At 52.4% G+C, this 16,916-nt stretch carries 17 protein-coding genes and 1 pseudogene; 7 read left to right on the top strand and 11 right to left on the bottom strand.

The window, feature by feature from the left end; genetic code table 11:
* Window positions 1–29: 29 nt before the first annotated feature.
* From BZG82_RS10800 to def, 8 genes and pseudogenes are all read right to left on the bottom strand, one after another.
* The gene (locus tag BZG82_RS10800; RefSeq protein WP_077765835.1) at window positions 30–1,010 is read right to left on the bottom strand and encodes a serine/threonine protein kinase; all 981 of its coding nucleotides are present in this window, start codon (window positions 1,008–1,010) and stop codon (window positions 30–32) included.
* 90 nt (window positions 1,011–1,100) lie between these two features.
* Entirely contained in the window at window positions 1,101–2,528 is a 1,428-nt protein-coding gene (ccoG, locus tag BZG82_RS10795; RefSeq protein ID WP_077479873.1) for a cytochrome c oxidase accessory protein CcoG, read from the bottom strand.
* 188 nt (window positions 2,529–2,716) lie between these two features.
* Window positions 2,717–2,983, bottom strand: a complete 267-nt coding sequence (locus tag BZG82_RS10790; RefSeq protein WP_077458097.1) for a YihD family protein — start codon at window positions 2,981–2,983, stop codon at window positions 2,717–2,719.
* Between the two features lie 94 nt (window positions 2,984–3,077).
* The gene (locus tag BZG82_RS10785; protein ID WP_077765834.1) at window positions 3,078–4,109 is read right to left on the bottom strand and encodes a GGDEF domain-containing protein; all 1,032 of its coding nucleotides are present in this window, start codon (window positions 4,107–4,109) and stop codon (window positions 3,078–3,080) included.
* 137 nt (window positions 4,110–4,246) lie between these two features.
* Window positions 4,247–5,629: pseudogene (trkA, locus tag BZG82_RS10780) on the bottom strand (Trk system potassium transporter TrkA); the annotation flags it as partial.
* Window positions 5,630–5,648: 19 nt separating this feature from the next.
* Window positions 5,649–6,932 carry a 16S rRNA (cytosine(967)-C(5))-methyltransferase RsmB gene (rsmB, locus tag BZG82_RS10775; RefSeq protein WP_077765833.1) on the bottom strand — a complete coding sequence of 428 codons (1,284 nt, stop codon included), beginning with the start codon at window positions 6,930–6,932 and terminating at the stop codon, window positions 5,649–5,651.
* Window positions 6,933–7,047: 115 nt separating this feature from the next.
* The gene (gene fmt / locus BZG82_RS10770) at window positions 7,048–7,992 is read right to left on the bottom strand and encodes a methionyl-tRNA formyltransferase (RefSeq protein ID WP_077765832.1); all 945 of its coding nucleotides are present in this window, start codon (window positions 7,990–7,992) and stop codon (window positions 7,048–7,050) included.
* A 7-nt stretch (window positions 7,993–7,999) separates the two neighbouring features.
* The gene (gene def, locus BZG82_RS10765; protein WP_077458105.1) at window positions 8,000–8,512 is read right to left on the bottom strand and encodes a peptide deformylase; all 513 of its coding nucleotides are present in this window, start codon (window positions 8,510–8,512) and stop codon (window positions 8,000–8,002) included.
* A gap of 117 nt (window positions 8,513–8,629) precedes the next feature.
* On the opposite strand from def, the gene BZG82_RS10760 reads away from it, so the two are divergent.
* From BZG82_RS10760 to BZG82_RS10745, 4 genes are read left to right on the top strand one after another with little or no spacing between them, the layout of a single operon-like run.
* The gene (locus tag BZG82_RS10760; RefSeq protein WP_077765831.1) at window positions 8,630–9,691 is read left to right on the top strand and encodes a LysM peptidoglycan-binding domain-containing protein; all 1,062 of its coding nucleotides are present in this window, start codon (window positions 8,630–8,632) and stop codon (window positions 9,689–9,691) included.
* On the top strand, window positions 9,681–10,790 hold the full coding sequence (gene dprA, locus BZG82_RS10755; protein WP_077765830.1) for a DNA-processing protein DprA: 1,110 nt from the start codon (window positions 9,681–9,683) through the stop codon (window positions 10,788–10,790). Before BZG82_RS10760 ends, dprA begins: the two co-directional genes overlap by 11 nt.
* Window positions 10,791–10,792: 2 nt before the next feature.
* Window positions 10,793–11,266 (top strand): DUF494 family protein, encoded by a 474-nt coding sequence (locus BZG82_RS10750; protein WP_046074885.1) that lies wholly within the window; start codon window positions 10,793–10,795, stop codon window positions 11,264–11,266.
* A gap of 28 nt (window positions 11,267–11,294) precedes the next feature.
* The gene (locus BZG82_RS10745; RefSeq protein ID WP_077765829.1) at window positions 11,295–11,852 is read left to right on the top strand and encodes a DNA topoisomerase family protein; all 558 of its coding nucleotides are present in this window, start codon (window positions 11,295–11,297) and stop codon (window positions 11,850–11,852) included.
* On the opposite strand, the gene BZG82_RS10740 is transcribed toward BZG82_RS10745, so the two are convergent.
* The gene (locus BZG82_RS10740; RefSeq protein ID WP_077765828.1) at window positions 11,849–12,997 is read right to left on the bottom strand and encodes a 5-(carboxyamino)imidazole ribonucleotide synthase; all 1,149 of its coding nucleotides are present in this window, start codon (window positions 12,995–12,997) and stop codon (window positions 11,849–11,851) included. The genes BZG82_RS10745 and BZG82_RS10740 overlap by 4 nt on opposite strands.
* 4 nt (window positions 12,998–13,001) lie before the next feature.
* The gene (gene purE / locus BZG82_RS10735) at window positions 13,002–13,484 is read right to left on the bottom strand and encodes a 5-(carboxyamino)imidazole ribonucleotide mutase (protein ID WP_077765827.1); all 483 of its coding nucleotides are present in this window, start codon (window positions 13,482–13,484) and stop codon (window positions 13,002–13,004) included.
* Window positions 13,485–13,662: 178 nt separating this feature from the next.
* On the opposite strand from purE, the gene hemF reads away from it, so the two are divergent.
* Genes hemF through BZG82_RS10720 form a run of 3 tightly spaced genes read left to right on the top strand, consistent with a single transcriptional unit; the run spans window position 13,663 to window position 15,665 of the window.
* The gene (hemF, locus tag BZG82_RS10730) at window positions 13,663–14,580 is read left to right on the top strand and encodes an oxygen-dependent coproporphyrinogen oxidase (RefSeq protein WP_077765826.1); all 918 of its coding nucleotides are present in this window, start codon (window positions 13,663–13,665) and stop codon (window positions 14,578–14,580) included.
* 3 nt (window positions 14,581–14,583) lie between these two features.
* Entirely contained in the window at window positions 14,584–15,408 is an 825-nt protein-coding gene (gene aroE / locus BZG82_RS10725) for a shikimate dehydrogenase (RefSeq protein WP_077765825.1), read from the top strand.
* Window positions 15,405–15,665, top strand: a complete 261-nt coding sequence (locus BZG82_RS10720) for a DUF1488 family protein (RefSeq protein WP_158076001.1) — start codon at window positions 15,405–15,407, stop codon at window positions 15,663–15,665. The genes aroE and BZG82_RS10720 overlap by 4 nt, the downstream gene beginning before the upstream one ends.
* On the opposite strand, the gene BZG82_RS10715 is transcribed toward BZG82_RS10720, so the two are convergent.
* Window positions 15,662–16,201, bottom strand: a complete 540-nt coding sequence (locus BZG82_RS10715) for a gamma carbonic anhydrase family protein (RefSeq protein WP_021022715.1) — start codon at window positions 16,199–16,201, stop codon at window positions 15,662–15,664. The two genes, BZG82_RS10720 and BZG82_RS10715, sit on opposite strands and share 4 nt — an antisense overlap.
* Between the last annotated feature and the right edge of the window lie 715 nt (window positions 16,202–16,916).

Here is a 16,916-nt window from a genome sequence, read left to right as displayed (position 1 = left end):
TGAATGACTCTCCGTTATCGGTTGAACGCTTACGGGTACAAGGTAAGCGATGGCGCTTGTAAGGCGGCAAGCTGCTCTTTAAAAGCAAGCACCTGACTTTCCCAGTATTTTGCCTCAGCAAACCAGGGGAATGCACGTGGAAATGCCGGGTCTTGCCAGCGTTTTGCTAACCACGCCATATAGTGCACCATTCTCAGACCACGTAAGGGCTCGATCAGTTGCAATTGGTCAGCGGGAAATTCACTAAACTCACGATAGCCTTCGGCAAGGGTATCAAGTTGGGCCAGCTGATCGGCACGGCTGCCGTTTAAAAACAGCCACAGATCTTGAATCGCGGGGCCATTGCGGGTGTCGTCAAAGTCGACAAATAACGGGCCATCGCGCCATAGAATATTGCTCGGGTGGCAGTCGCCATGCAAACGGATAATCGGCCAGTTGGTGTGCCATCTTTCGCTAATGGCATCGATCAGTCGGTCAAGATCGGAGAAAAAGGTCGATTTAATCCCATCGGGGATCAGGTTCGCATGGGTCAATGCTTGGCGAGGTTGGTAGAGGTGGGTGTCGAGATCAAATCGCGCACGTGCCTGAAAAGGTCGAGCGGCACCGACTTGGTGAATACGGCCAAGATAGCGGCCAACCGCTTCGAGCTGGTCCCAGTTGTCGACTTCAAAGTTGCGCCCACCCACGCTGGGAAACAATGCAAAACGGTAGCCGTTGAAATGAAACAAGCTGGTCCCGTCGAGAACGAGTGGGGCGACGACGGGAACCTCCGCGTTGACTAACTCTTGGCAAAACGCGTGTTCTTCAAGAATTTGCTCGTCTGTCCAACGCGCAGGACGATAAAACTTCACCACGTAGCGCTTGCTATCATCGGCAACAAATTGGTAAACCCGATTCTCGTAGCTGTTCAGTGCAAGTAAACCCGATTGTGGGTAAATCCCTACCGACTCAATGGCATCCAGTTGATGCTCAGGGGTGAGGGCGTGAAAATCAAAGCCAGGTTCAGTCATGGTTTGCTACTCATTCAGCACAGAAGTGTCATGGTAACAAATAAAAAGGGCGCTGCATGCGCCCTTGTTACCAATCAGCTGAGTGGCTGATTAAAGGTCTGTAATAAAGCGGCTTTCCGCTTGGACCTCTTTTTGTTTGTCGCCCGATGCACGCTCCATGACAAAAGTGATGTCAGCAATGCGTTGGGTCATCTCGTAGGTGTCTACGCCTAAACTGATGGGCAGTGAGAACACTTCTCCCGCTTGCACTTTAACGGTTTGTGGGCCGTACCATTGCACGTCTTTTAGCCCTTTCACCGAGAGGGTATAGGTTTCATCACTTTGGGTCTTATTGAGGATTTTCAGCGTGTAAGTATTCTCAATCAGCCCTTGATTGTTGACGCGATACAGCTGGTTACGGTCACGAATGACATCCAATTCCATGGGCATCACGGACATGGCTAAGTAGATAAACATAGCCGTGACAATGGTCATAACGACGCCATAACCGACCAGTTTGGGTCGCATAACTGCCGTCTTCTTCCCTTCAAGCTTATGCTCGGTGGTATAGCTTATCAGTCCGCGTTCATAACCCATGCGGTCCATGGTTTGATCACAGGCATCAATACAGGCACCACAGTTGATACATTCATACTGTAGGCCATCGCGAATATCGATGCCGGTTGGGCAGACTTGAACACATAAATTACAGTCAATACAGTCACCCAGCCCCAACTCTTTAGGATCTTTTTTACGTGGACGTGGGCCACGTTTTTCACCCCGTTCGACATCATAGCCGACAATAAAAGTGTCTTTGTCGAACATGGCAGATTGGAAACGTGCATAGGGACACATATGGATACACATAATCGAGCGCATCCATCCCGCATTTCCGTAAGTACAGGCGGCAAAGAAAATCACCCAAAAACCGACCCAGAAACTGGTATCAAAGGTGACTAAGTCCACCGCCAGCTCGCGCATGGGGACAAAATAGCCGACAAAGGTCATGCCCGTAATTAAAGAAATCACCCACCATGCTGCGTGTTTCGCGGTTTTGCGTACGGCTAGCTCAGGCGTCAGTTTTAATGAGTCTTGCTTACGACGCTTGTTGGCGGCGCCTTCGAGCTTTTCTTCAAACCAGATAAACAGGAAGGTCCACACAGTTTGCGGGCAAAGGTATCCGCACCAGACGCGGCCGAGGAAGGTGGTAATAAAAAAGAGTCCGAACGCCCCAAGCATCAACAAGGCTGCCAATAAAGTCAGATCTTGTGGCCAAAGTGTGGTGCCAAAAAAGGTGAACTTCTGGTTGCCGATATCGAGCAAAATCGCTTGGCGTCCTTGATACGGGATCCAAGGAATCGCAAGAAACAGTACCATGAAAAACCAGCCCATGTAGCGGCGCATTTTTTGGTAATAGCCTTTTACCGCGCGTACATAGATGCGATTGCTCGGATTAAAGCGATCGTCGCCCCCTTTATGGGTTTTCGGATTGTATTCTTTTGCGGTCACGTCTTTGACGTCTATCTTTTCTTTGCTCATGACATTGGCGTTCCTTGGGATGTCGAGGCCTTGGTACGTTGCCAGACCCTGTTTATCGTTGTGACGCGTGATTATAGCGTAGCCAGATTCGCGAATACTCTATCAGTGTCATAGTTTGCGAAACAGTCACAAACTAGAACAATTCCAGCTATAACAGCGCTCTATGTGTGCTCCCTGCCTCATTCCGCTTAAGATTGAATACCGCGAGCACGCAAGATAGCGGCTTTGAAGTCCTCTTCGCTGTCTTTTGCCAAGCCGGGAATGGGGGCAGTTTTATCCTCTAGTCGCATTTTGAGTTGATAGATCAAGGTGTCGTCCGAGATGTTATCCAGTCCGTCTTGATGACCAGCCTCTTGGGCAATGACAGTGAGCATCTCGACCAGTGAGCGCTCCGGCGTTTTCTGCCACGACTGATTTAACAGCTCGAGCAGTTCATTGATGCGATGGCAATTCATAGGTGTCCTTTATATGTGGCACGTAAAAAACACCATTTTGCCCGAGCGTATTGGGCTGAAACTTAGCCAAGATCAAATAAGGCGCAGGTGAGGATTAATTTATCGGCATCACGCGATTGCGGCCGAGTTTCTTAGCGCTGTATAAGTGCTTGTCAGCACGATGAATGAGATCTGACGCAGACTCACCCGTTTCATTATCGTACTCCGCAACGCCAATCGATACCGTGATATGGTCGAGCGTGTTGCCACGGCGTCTATCTTTGATAATCATCCGGTCGATAGCGGTGCGTATCGTTTCAGCAATACGCTTGGCGCCATTGAGACGTTTTTGCGGGATGAGCAAAGCAAACTCTTCGCCGCCATAACGAAAGGCTTGGATGCCATCACGACAGTAATCGCTGAGGCGCTTGGCCACTTGTTTTAGCACGGTATCGCCAATCACATGGCCATAGGTGTCGTTGAGCTTTTTAAAGTGGTCAAGGTCAATCATGGCGAGGCAAAAAGGCGGCGTGAGATTGCTGTCGATATAGGCGGTGAGTTCTCGGTCGAAGGCACGGCGGTTTAATAGGCCGGTTAAGCCATCATGCGTGGCTTGCTCTGTCATTTCTGCCAGCGTCTGTTTGAGCTGAGAGATCTCTTGCTGCGCATCACTGAGCTGGTGCTTGAAGTAGCGGGTTGACTGGGTGAGAGAGTGCGAGTCTTTAACCACGTTACGCACGACCGCGATGGTCTCATCGATAGACAAGCCTTCATCTTCCACCCGCGCAAGCTGTTCGAAGGTACGATCCAACACACTCTGGAAGGCATCGGTGTCTTGCAACGTATCCGACATCGAGTGGCTCATCTCGGTCATCATCGACTCGAGGCTTTGCTTGAGAGCGCTCATGTCTTGGCTGTGTTTATCGGCGACGTGTTTTTGGTAGAGCATGTCGCTTTGCAGCGGACTGCAGGTGCCATGATGCGTGAGCGTGTCGTCCACATCCGCATTGAGTTGAGGATCGGTATCTGCGACATAGGTGTACCACAATGCGTAGTTGGTAGGGGTGGTGGGCACCTTGTATTTCATCATTAACGGCACGGCTTTCTTTAGAAAACCGGTCGATTGTTGAAACTGATCATCCGACATGGCTACGTTGATACTCCCTGTCCGGTCGGGGGCCGGAAAAACACGTTATTATCAGTGTATACCCAAATTTAGGGCGCTGGCAGTGCGCGAGCCAAAAGTGTGTACCTGTAGGCCAGATTGGCCTACAGAGCATTGATTTAGAGAAAGAAAGGACTGGGCTGGAACAGGCGCTCTACGTCTGGAATGTATTTTTTATCGACCAAGAACATCACCACATGGTCGTCTTGTTGGATCACGGTTTTATCGTGTGCAATCAAGACTTCTTCGCCACGTACCACTGCCCCGATGGTGGTGCCGGGGGGCAGTTTGATATCGCCAATTTCACGGCCCACGACTTTGGATGTTGCAGCATCACCATGAGCGATGGCCTCGATGGCTTCGGCCGCGCCACGCCGTAGCGATGACACATTGACGATGTCACCACGACGCACATGGGTTAGCAGGGCAGAGATAGTCGCTTGTTGAGGCGAGATGGCAATATCGATCGCGCCGCCTTGTACCAAGTCGACATACGCACCGCGTTGAATCAGCACCATGACTTTCTTTGCCCCAAGGCGTTTGGCCAACATGGCAGACATGATGTTTGCTTCATCTTCGTTGGTCACCGCGATAAAGACATCGATTTGGTCAATGTGCTCTTCGCTCAACAGCTCTTGATCGGAGGCATCGCCACAAAATACCGTGGTATCTTCCAGCAACTCAGAGAGGTGTTCGGCTCGGGCAGGATCGCGCTCGATAAGCTTAACGCTGTATTGGCGTTCAAGTGCCATGGCTAGGCCTGCCCCGATATTCCCGCCCCCGACAATCATGATCCGTTTGTAGGGTTTTTCGAGGCGTTGCAATTCACTCATTACGGAGCGAATGTGGTTACTGGCGGCGACAAAGAACACTTCGTCATCGGCTTCGATAATGGTGGTGCCTTGCGGGCGAATGGGGCGATCGCGACGGAAGATAGCGGCAACACGGGTATCGACGTGCGGCATATGCTCTCGCAGCGCCGACAAAGCCTTTCCGACAAGCGGGCCGCCGTAATACGCTTTGACGGCGACTAAGCCCACTTTGTTATCGGCAAAACCGACCACCTGCAGCGCCCCGGGATATTCAATGAGGCGGCGAATGTAGCGGGTGACGAGCTCTTCGGGCGCAATTAAATGATCGACCGGACAGGCCTCGCGATTAAACAGCTGATCTTTGACTGCCAAGTACTCTGGGCTGCGGATCCGGGCGACACGATTAGGTGTATTAAATCGGGTATACGCAACCTGACAAGCAATCATATTGGTCTCGTCAGAATTGGTGACCGCAACCAACATATCAGCATCTTGTGCGCCAGCTTCTTGCAGCGTTGAGGGATGACTGGCATAGCCTTGCACCACGCGCAGATCGTATTTGTCTTGCAAGTCACGCAGTCGTTCAGGCGCACAATCGACAATGGTGATGTCGTTGTTTTCACCCACCAAGTTTTCTGCCAAGGTGCCGCCGACTTGTCCGGCGCCCAAGATGATGATTTTCATGTTATTAACTCTCCCTGCTTGGCACTTAGGTCAGTGACTTTTCCAAGCATGCGTAGTAAAAGCCGTCCATGTCTTGCTCGCCGGGTAAAATCTGACGTCCCGGCACCTCTGACGAGCCGGTGCGCAAGTTGGCATCAGGTGTACGGGCGAGAAAATCACGGATTTGATGGCGATTTTCATCGGGTAAAACAGAACAGGTTGCATACACAAGGGTACCGCCCGGCTTAAGCTGCTGCCACATTGCATCCAAGATTGCCGCTTGGAGCGTGACGAGGGCGGCAATGTCGCTATCACGGCGTAACCATTTGATATCGGGGTGACGACGGATCACACCGGTTGCCGAACAGGGTGCATCAAGCAAAATACGGTCAAATGCGGGACCTGAATGCCAAGCGCTGGGTTCGCGAGCATCGGCTTGTTTCACCGTGGCATTAAGCCCCAGTCGAGCAAGGTTCTCTTTGACGCGGCTCAATCTTTGCGCATCGGCGTCAATCGCGGTGACATGGGCGCTCGGTTGGTGCTCTAAGATGTGGCAGGTTTTTCCGCCCGGTGCCGCACAGCAATCAAGAATCATCTCGTCTGCTTGCGGAGTCAGGTAGTCGATCGCGAGTTGGGCTGCGGCGTCTTGAACGGATACCCAACCTTGGTCAAACCCCGGTAAGCGCGAGACATCGCACGGCTTGGTCAATTTGATTGCATCACCTGCTTCAACGAGGCACTCCCCATCAATGCCCGCTTCTTTGAGTAGTGCAAGATAGGTATCAGGGCGATGGTACTGACGATTAACCCGCAGCCACATGGGCGCTTTTTGATGGTTGGCTGCGATAATTGCTTGCCATTGCTCGGGATAGGCTTCTTGTAACCGCTTGAGTAGCCAACTGGGGTGGCAAAACTCGCCGGCGGCATTGGCGGTACTGGCTTCATCTAACGCGGTTTGCTCGCGTTGATATTGACGCAAGATGGCATTGATCAACCCACGAAGTTGAGGGCGCTTGAGTGTTTGGGTGGCGTTCACGGTTTCAGCCACTGCTGCATGCGCTGGGATGCGCATATAACCTAATTGATACAAGCCGACCAGAATGAGGTGATGGAAGACACGTTGTTTGCCTTTCAGTGGCTTATCCATCAAGGATTGCACGATTTGCTCAAGGCGTGGCAACCAACGTAAGGTGCCATAACACATCTCTTGTAATAAGGCCGCGTCACGCGGTGCGATACGTTGCTGGGCTAAAGGCAGTTGTTGTGACAGGGACTGACCCTGATCGACAACTTGATACAGAACGCGGGCAGCCGCGGCTCTTACATTCATGCTGTTACCTACATTGCAGCCAAGTGGCGAGTCGTATGCCACCAAGGGGCGTTAACCAATAAAAAAGGCCAGTGGACTGGCCTTTGAATGACGATGACACGGGAAACCGTGTTCATTATAGCTGTGTACCAATCTCAAACCATTCACGGCGCGCGTTGAGCAGCTCATGGGCTTGCATAGCTTTTTTACCGGGAGGCTGAAGCTGTGTTAGCTGGAGTACACCTTTGCCGGTAGCAACCTGAATACCGTGCTTGTCGGTATTGATCACTGTGCCAGGTGTGGCGTCGACATCAATGTCGAGCACATTGGCCTGCCAGACTTTGATATTTTGCTCTCCCAAGGTGAAGTAGCTGACTGGACGTGGATTAAAGGCGCGAATGCAGCGTCCGATAAACGCAGCATCTTGTGTCCAATCAATTTCGGCTTCTTGCTTGGTCAGCTTCTCGGCATAGTTGGCTTTGGCATCGTTTTGTGGCTCGGCAAGAATAATGCCGTTGGCCATGTCATTGAGACAATCAATCAAGGCTTGGGGCCCCAATTCTGCCAAACGCGTATACAAGCTGGCACTGGTATCGGTTTCTTCGATAGGCAGCGTGGCGATTTTTAGCATATCGCCGGTATCAAGGCCTTCGTCCATCTGCATGATAGTGACACCGGTTTCGGTATCGCCCGCCCACACGGCACGCTCAATTGGCGCGGCGCCGCGCCAACGTGGCAAAATAGAGCCGTGGACATTCACACAGCCCAATCGCGGTGTATCCAATACCGCTTTGGGCAGGATCAGCCCGTAAGCGACCACGACCATCACGTCAGCGTTTAAGGCTGCCAGTTCCGCTTGCGCTTGTTCATCACGCAGCGTGCGGGGTTGATACACGGGTAAGTCATGCTCAAGCGCGAGCTTTTTCACTGGGCTTGCCGTGAGCTTCTTGCCTCGGCCTGCCGGTTTATCTTCGCGGCTATAAACCGCAATCACCTCATGCTCGCTGTTGAGCAGGGCTTGCAAATGGCGCGCGGCAAAATCCGGCGTGCCCGCAAATACAATACGCAGCGGTGTACTCAAAGTGACCTCAGCTTGCTTTTTGGTTAGCGCGTTTGATTTTTTCCATCTTCTGCTTGATGCGTTGACGCTTCAATGGCGAGAGGTAGTCAACAAACAGCTTACCTTCTAAATGGTCAAGCTCATGCTGGACACAAATGGCCAACAGGTCGTCAGCATCAAACTGATATGGATTGCCGTCGCGGTCTAACGCTTTCACAGTCACTTCGGCAGCACGTGGCACCAAGGCACGGGAACCCGGTACGGACAGGCAGCCTTCTTCGATACCGTCTTCGCCACGTTTTTCGATGATCTCTGGGTTAATTAACACCATAGGGTCATCACGGGTTTCAGATATATCGATCACCACGATACGTTGGTGAAAATCCACCTGGGTCGCGGCGAGACCAATACCGTCTTCGTCGTACATGGTCTCGAGCATGTCGTCGACCATTTTTTGGATCTCAGGCGTCACTGCTTCGACCGGCTTGGCGACGGTGCGAAGACGCTCATCTGGGAATGTTAATACGTTCAATAAAGCCATAACGTCTCATAAAAATTGAACTGTGCCGAAAGCGGCACGGGGTAATTGGGTTAATTCTAGACATTTTGACAGCCAATTGACAGCATCAGCATCATCCGTCTGGTGAGGAAGACATTGATGACAAGAAAGCTATTCAATCTCGCCGCCGCTGGGCTATTGGCTATCGGGCTACCAGTACTGGCAGCCAGCTCTGCCGAGAGTCAGCGATATGTGGTTGAACGAGGGGATACCTTGTGGGATATCGCCGCTACCTTTTTCGATAACCCTTGGCAATGGCCTGAAGTGTGGTACGCAAATCCGACCATTAAAGATCCCAATCTGATTTATCCCGGCGATGTGCTCACCCTCACATGGCAAGCGGGGAAACCGACCGTTAGCTATAAGCCTAGGCGTGCGATTGCAGCAAAGGGAGATTCGCCTAAGACGCCAGCGCTGAGCAGTGTCGATCCTATGCTGCTTCCGTACTTACAGCAGGACATGTTGGTTGAAAAGGCGCGTTTGGTGGCGCTGCCTCGCGTCCTTGGCTCGACGGATGGGCGTCAATATCTGTCAGTGCACGATACCCTGTATGTGGATGCGTCGCTGAGTGCTAAGGATTGGCAAGTGTTTCGGGTTGAGAAAACCTTTTTACGCCCTGCGACGTCAGAGGCTAGCGCCGAACCTACCGCGATGGTGAGCTTAAAACATGTGGCTGATGGACGCATCCGTGCGCGAAGTGAAGGGCGCAGTGTGATGACATTGACTCGGGTAGTGCAAGAAGTACGCCCCAATGATGTCTTGTTACCTTTACCCGAGAACACGCATCCGCGCTTTTGGCCCCAAGCGGCTCAAACTGATGCCACATTATTAGGGCATCTTTATGGCAGTGAGTATGTCGCGAATGGTCAGCTTGTGGTGCTTGATAAAGGCGCCAATGATGGCGTGGCAGCCGGGCAAATGTTTACTGTCACTGAAGCCGGTGCCAACGTATTAAATGGCCCTGGTGAGTATCGCTATCAAAACGCCAGTGACAGTACTGCGCAGCCGATGACCGCCTTGCCTGATGTGACGGTGGGACAAACCATGGTGGTTCGGGCTTATCCGTGGGTCAGTTTGGCGGTGATCACCCAAGCGCGTCAGCCAATTAAAGCCGGCATGCATGCGGTGCCACCGTCCCCTCAACTGGCCTATGCGCGATAAATCCCTGCGAGGGTGGTTGATACTGACCCAAGTGCCGCGGTTGCGCGTTTCTCAGCGACGCGCGCTGTTGGCCAAAGTGCCCATCGATGCGTTGAGTGAGCAAACTGCTCATGATCTTGCCGCGGTTGGCTTAACCGCGGAGCAATGTCAGGCCGTCACGCATCCCAATCATGCCATGATTGAGCGTAGCCTTGATTGGGCGAGGCAAGAGAATTGCCACCTGATTGGCTTTGACCACCCAGCTTACCCTGCATTACTCCGAGAAATCGCACGGCCGCCTTTGCTCTTGTATGTGCAAGGCGATCTGACTTGTTTGGCGATGCCTCAATTGGCGATGGTGGGCAGTCGTCACGCGACTCCGCAAGGTTTAGAAACGGCGTATCAATTTGCTAAACAACTGGTTGAGCATGGTGTTGCGATTACCAGTGGGCTTGCGCTAGGTATCGATGGGCGGGCACACAAAGGTGCTCTTGAAGGCCACGGCAAGACATTAGCGGTGCTAGGAAGCGGGCTTGCCAATGTGTATCCTGCACGACATCGCGCATTGGCTGAGCGGATTGAAGCACAAGGCGCACTGGTCTCAGAGTTCTGGCCAGAGGCTCCGCCAAGGGCTGAGCACTTTCCGCGCCGCAATCGACTGATCAGTGGGTTATCGGCAGGCGTATTAGTGGTAGAGGCCGCGCCACAAAGTGGATCGCTGATCACGGCACGTTATGCACTTGAGCAAAATCGTGATGTGTTTGCGATTCCCGGGCCCATTGACCAAGTCCAGTCGCGTGGGTGCCACCAATTGATTAAACAAGGGGCCACACTCACAGACTGTGTCGATGATATCTTGCATGAAATTGATAGCCTGATAAGCTTCGCCGCGTGTCAACAAACCGAATTATTTAGTGACGCGCCTAAGTTAGATACACATGAAGGATTGCCATTTCCTGAGCTGTTGGCTAACGTAGGTACTAAAGCGACGTGTGTCGACGTACTGGCTGAGCGCTGCAACCAACCGGTTCACGAAATCATGATGCAGTTGTTAGACTTAGAACTCCAGGGGCTTGTAGCAGCAGTACCCGGTGGCTATGTCAGAACGAGGAGGGGCTAGCCATGATGGACATTCTTATGTACCTGTTCGAAACCTACATCCACAGCGATGTGGAAGTGATGATCGATCAGGACGAGTTAGCAGATGAATTGTCCCGCGCGGGTTTTCATCAAGACGATATATATAAAGCCCTGAACTGGCTTGAAAAGCTGGCACAGTTGCAAAATGCGGATAAACAGCCTTACCTATCAGGCAGTGCCCAAAGCTCGATCCGAATCTATACCGAGCAAGAAACACGCTTTATCGACCAAGAAAGCCGAGGCTTCCTTTTATTCTTGGAGCAGGCTGGGGTGCTTTCACCGGAAACGCGTGAAATGGTCATCGATCGGGTGATGGAGCTCGAGACCCAAGAATTTGGTCTTGATGATCTAAAATGGGTTATTTTGATGGTGCTGTTTAACGTGCCTGGTAACGAACGTGCGTATACACAGATGGAAGAAATGTTGTACGACGCACAAGAGGGATACGTGCACTAACGCTTATCAATGACAGTAAAAGGTGTGAATGAGTAAAGATAACACCCCGAATACCCATGAGCGCTGCCCGGAATGTGGCAGCGCTCTTGCGTTTAAATCGGGCAAACGAGGCCCGTTTCTGGCCTGCACGGCCTACCCAGACTGCCACTATACCAAAGCGTTACATCATGGTGATGGCCATGTAGTAAAAGCGCTTGGCGTGGCTTGCCCGGCGTGTCATCAGGGAGAATTGGTGTTACGCCAAGGTCGATTCGGTATGTTTATTGGCTGTGATCAGTTCCCGCAATGTACGCATATCGAAAAACCGGATGAACCGGATCATACTACCCTCACTTGCCCTGCCTGCCACAAAGGTGAGCTGGTGGAGCGCACCTCGCGTTACGGCAAGCGCTTTTTTGCCTGTGACCAATACCCTAAGTGTCATTTTGCGGTAAACGCACAACCGATAGCCGGCACCTGCGAGCAATGTGGCTTTGCGCTGCTGGTGGAGCGTAAGAAAGGCGGCAAGACAGTACATCAATGTGCCGATAAGTCCTGCAGCGCGATTCAAGGTGAATCGGCTGCAGAATCGGATAGCGAAGGCTAATCGGTTTGCGCGGCGAGAGCTAATGCCGCCGATTTCAAACCGTGAAAAGCATCATCGGGGAGGTAGCTGGCGAGACTGGCTAACTTGGTGGCAAGCGCCGCGTTCGATGTGGCCGTGACATTAATATGACCCACTTTGCGCCCCGGACGAGGCGTTTTGTTGTACCAATGCACATGGGCATCACGATAGGTCGCAAGCGGGACACTGCCTTGGCCCAAGATATTGATCATTGCCGTCGGCTGAATTAACTCGGTTGGGCCGAGGGGTAAGCCGCTGACCGCGCGCAGGTGGTTTTCAAATTGGCAACACGCGCTACCTTGCTGTGTCCAGTGACCGGAGTTGTGCACCCGAGGCGCTATCTCGTTCACCAGCAAGCTGCCGTCTACATCAAAGAATTCCACCGCGAGTACCCCCACATAGTTAAGCGCGCTGGCAATCTTTTCCAACATGTCCGCCGCCTGTGTTTGCAAGGCATGCTCATCCGGGCGCACCACAGACAAGGTTAATATCCCATCATGGTGGTGGTTTTGGGTCAGGCTATAACTGGCAAATTCACCATTCGCGCCACGCACACCAATCAGTGACACTTCTCGGTCAAAAGGGATCATGGCTTCGGCAATGATGGCTTGGCCATCGCGTTGCTCTGGCGCGGTGAGAAAGGCGTCGAGCTCGGCCCATAATGCGTGAAGATCATCGCCGTCACGATAGCGCCACTGTCCTTTGCCGTCATAACCATCCAAGGTGCTTTTGAGGACCAAGGGCGCGCCCAGTGCGTCGACCGCCTTTTCTAAATCAGCCTGTGTATACACCACACGGTACGGTGCATTGGCGACGCCTGCTTGCATCAGCAGCGCTTTTTCAATTTGGCGGTCGCCACCGGTTAGAATCGCTTGGGCACTGGGGCGTAACTTCCCGCTTTGCTCGCATTGGTGCAAGATATCAGCGGGGATATGCTCAAATTCCGCGGTAATAATATCTGCGCCGGCGATGGCCGTATTGAGGCCGTGCCCCAGTGGTTGCAGCGTCAGTGGGTGAACAATGTCGCCACTACGCACATCATAGGCGCTGACGATAAGGTTGAGCGGCGCGCCGGCCAAGGCCATCATCCGGGCCAGTTGTCCCGCGCCTAACACCAGAATATTCATGGCCTTACCCTTGTGGATTGGGTTGAGCGAGAACGGCTTCAGTTTGCGCTTGGCGAAACGCATCCACTTTTGCCATCAAGTCAGGGTCGGCCGTTGCGAGAATTTGTGCGGCAAGGAGGCCTGCATTCGCGGCGCCAGCGTCACCAATGGCAAGCGTGCCCACAGCCACACCTTTGGGCATTTGAGCAATAGAAAGCAATGAGTCCATCCCCTTTAATGCTTTTGACTGGACCGGCACGCCGAGCACCGGCAGGCTGGTGTGTGCAGCGGTCATCCCAGGCAGATGGGCGGCACCACCGGCGCCGGCAATAATCACTTTAATCCCGCGCTCGGCCGCTTGTTGGGCGTAGTTGGCAAGTAACTGTGGTGTGCGATGGGCAGAGACAATACGGGTTTCGTAAGGGATGGCAAAGTGATCCAACATAGCCGCTGCATGTGTCATGGTAGGCCAATCGGATTGCGAGCCCATGATGATACCGACAGTCATAATACGTCCTTCTTGATGACAAGCGTGAATAAGATAAGCTGAGCGTGACGCGAATTATACCCAGATTTCATCGCAAGGAAAACGTTTGCGTCGGCGGTGGGGGATGAAATTCCGTCAAGATCCCACTGCGTGGATCAGGTAAAGTACGCATATAGTCTCAGTAACAAAGGATGTGAGCGTGGCACACGGTCAATCGACAATTGATAAGCAAGCCGTGAAGGCTTTTTTCCTCCAGCTTCAAGATGATATTTGCCAACAGCTTGCGCAAGAAGATGGTCAAGCGCGTTTTATTGAAGATGCGTGGGAGCGTGAGAAAGGGGGCGGTGGCCGCAGTCGCGTCCTGCGTCAGGGCCAAGTATTTGAGCAAGCGGGAGTGAACTTCTCGCACGTATTTGGCGATCAAATGCCTGCCTCGGCGACCGCGCATCGCCCAGAGCTCGCCGGGCGCTGTTTTGAAGCCATGGGGGTGTCGTTGGTAATCCACCCTCACAACCCTTACGTGCCGACCTCGCACGCGAACGTGCGGTTTTTCATTGCTGAAAAGGAAGGCGCCGACCCTGTGTGGTGGTTTGGCGGTGGCTTTGACCTTACGCCTTTCTATCCGTTCGAGGAAGACTGCCAGCATTGGCATGAGACCGCCAAAGCCTTGTGCGCGCCCTTCGGTGATAGCGTGTACGCTGATCACAAGGCGTGGTGCGATCGCTATTTTTATCTACCCCATCGCGATGAAACCCGTGGCGTCGGCGGGCTTTTCTTTGATGATTTGAACCAGTGGCCATTCGAGCAGTGCTTTGCCTACACCCAAGCGGTTGGAAAAGGTTTTATCGATGCTTACCTGCCGATTGTACAGCGCCGCAAGGCAACGCCCTATGGTGAGCGTGAGCGAGATTTCCAGCTTTACCGCCGCGGACGCTATGTCGAATTTAACTTGGTGTATGACAGAGGCACGCTATTTGGCTTACAAAGTGGTGGGCGTACCGAATCTATTCTGATGTCGATGCCGCCGATGGCACGTTGGGAATATAATTGGTCACCCGATGAAGACGCGCCGGAAGCGAGACTCTATCGCGACTACCTTAAACCGAGGGAGTGGTAACAGATGACCGATCGTTATAGTGTGGTCGGCCACCCGATTGGCCATAGCAAGTCGCCGCAGATCCACGCCGCATTTGCGACGCAAACCCAACAAGACATCGACTATCAAGCCATTGAAGCGCCGCTCGAAGGCTTTGTGTCCAGTATGCAGGCGTTTTTTGCGCAAGGAGGGCGCGGCGCCAATGTGACCGTGCCTTTTAAACAGCAAGCGTATGAATGGGCTGATACACTGACAGAGCGTGCCCGCCGCGCCGGTGCCGTGAATACGCTGGTTAAGCAAAGCGATGGTTCCCTACTGGGTGATAATACGGACGGGGCAGGTTTGGTAACTGACTTACACTACCACCATGTGGCACTGCGCGATAAGCGCATTATGGTTGTGGGAGCAGGCGGTGCAGCAAGGGGTGTGTTGCTTCCTTTACTGGAGCAAGAGCCAGCATTGCTGATGATAGTGAATCGCACCGAGCAAAAAGCCCAGCAATTAGCCGCTGCATTTGGTGAGGCCGGACCGATCGCCAGTCATGCCGTGGATAAACCCATGGCGGCGCCCGTGGATGTGATCATTAATGCGACCTCGGCAAGCTTACATCAAAGCCATCCCCCTCTCCCGCAAGGAGCGATTGGTCCAGCGACCACTGTCTATGACATGGTGTATCAAGCTGGCTGTACAACCAGCAACCAATGGGCGCAACGCCAAGGAGCAGGGCGATGTTTAGACGGCTTGGGCATGCTGGTGGAACAAGCGGCGGAAAGCTTTGCTATATGGCGTGGCTGTCGGCCACAAACCGAACGTGTGCGCGAGCAGTTAAGAGAGGCACTCAGTCGATGAATCAATCCCTTATTCTGGCTGCGGACGAAGCGCAGGTCGACACGGCAAAGGCGCGTGTTTGTTTCTACGGCCAACTTAATGGTGCGTTGTTAACATGCGCTGTCCGCTTTACCACCTTATCCGCGCTCGCCGGCTGTGCGGTGGACACGGATAATGCGCAGGCGATCGTCGAACAAGTCTGGTTTGATATAGAAGAGCAAATGGAAGCGGCCATCGAATCAGAAGCGTTTGAAGCCGATGGCAGCTTGGTGATCTAGTGCTCGCAGCGGTAGATGTCTTTGGTGTCGACATAGTTTTGCGCTGAGCGTGCAAAATAGGCACGCTCTTTGTCAGTGAGGGGGCGAACCTGTTTGACCGGTGAGCCAACATACAGGTAGCCGCTCTCTAAGCGTTTTCCGGGCGGGACTAAACTGCCAGCGCCAATTAGCACTTCATCTTCAATCACAGCGTCATCAAGAATAATCGTCCCCATTCCCACTAGAACTCGGTTGCCAATCCGGCAGCCGTGTAACATGACCTTGTGGCCGATTGTCACTTCTTCACCGATGATCAGCGGGTAACCTTGTGGGTTTTCGGCATTTTTATGGGTTACATGAAGGACTGAGCCATCTTGCACATTGGTCCGTGCGCCAATCTGGATATGGTTCACGTCACCACGTGCCGCCACCAGCGGCCAAATACTCACATCATCGCCTAGCGTAATATCGCCAGCCAATACACTGGATTCATCAATATAGACGCGTTCGCCCAGCTGAGGCGTCATGCCTTTATAAGCGCGCAGCTGTTTTGCCATCACAAATCCCTCTTTATATCGCTATACAATGTCAGATAACGCTGACTTTGGTACCAGTTTTACACCCTAGCGAGCAAAAAAACAGCGAGTGACAGTTTTTTTCTAAAAAACCACTAAAAAGGGGTTGCCAATCTGATCAGCTTCCCTATAATGCGCCTCCATCGACACGGCACACAGGGCAAGCGCTCAACGGCCATGTCTGGGCAAAAAATCAAATAAAAATAAACGCTTGACGTCAGTTTTTAAATGATTAAGATAGCCCACCTACTTAACGCCGACAACGCGTTAGGGAAGTCAAAAAGAGGTTTTGTTTTCGCCGGTTGGCATCAACAAAAAGATAAAATTTCTTCTTGACTTYATCGGCAAGGCGAGTAATATACGCAGCCCTGACCGAGCGAAGCAACGCTTCGCAAGTCAACGCTCTTTAACAATTTGACCTATGCAATCTGTGTGGGCACTCGTTGAGAATAGACAAAAAGATTTATTCGATGARCTGAGTGACCAAACGACAACTTTTAYAGTTGTTCGGCACAGTCAATTCGTTTTTCTCTTYGGAGAKAAACAGTAATCAGTATTCATTGAGCTGAAACTTCGGTTTCGAAAAAACTTTAATTGAAGAGTTTGATCATGGCTCAGATTGAACGCTGGCGGCAGGCCTAACACATGCAAGTCGAGCGGAAACGGCAGTATTGAAGCTTCGGTGGATTTACTGGAC

Source organism: Salinivibrio sp. PR5 (assembly GCF_001996085.1).
GTDB classification, from domain to species: domain Bacteria; phylum Pseudomonadota; class Gammaproteobacteria; order Enterobacterales; family Vibrionaceae; genus Salinivibrio; species Salinivibrio proteolyticus.
The sequence above is the reverse complement of the archived record's forward strand: the minus strand, read 5'-3'. Positions and strand labels throughout refer to the sequence as shown.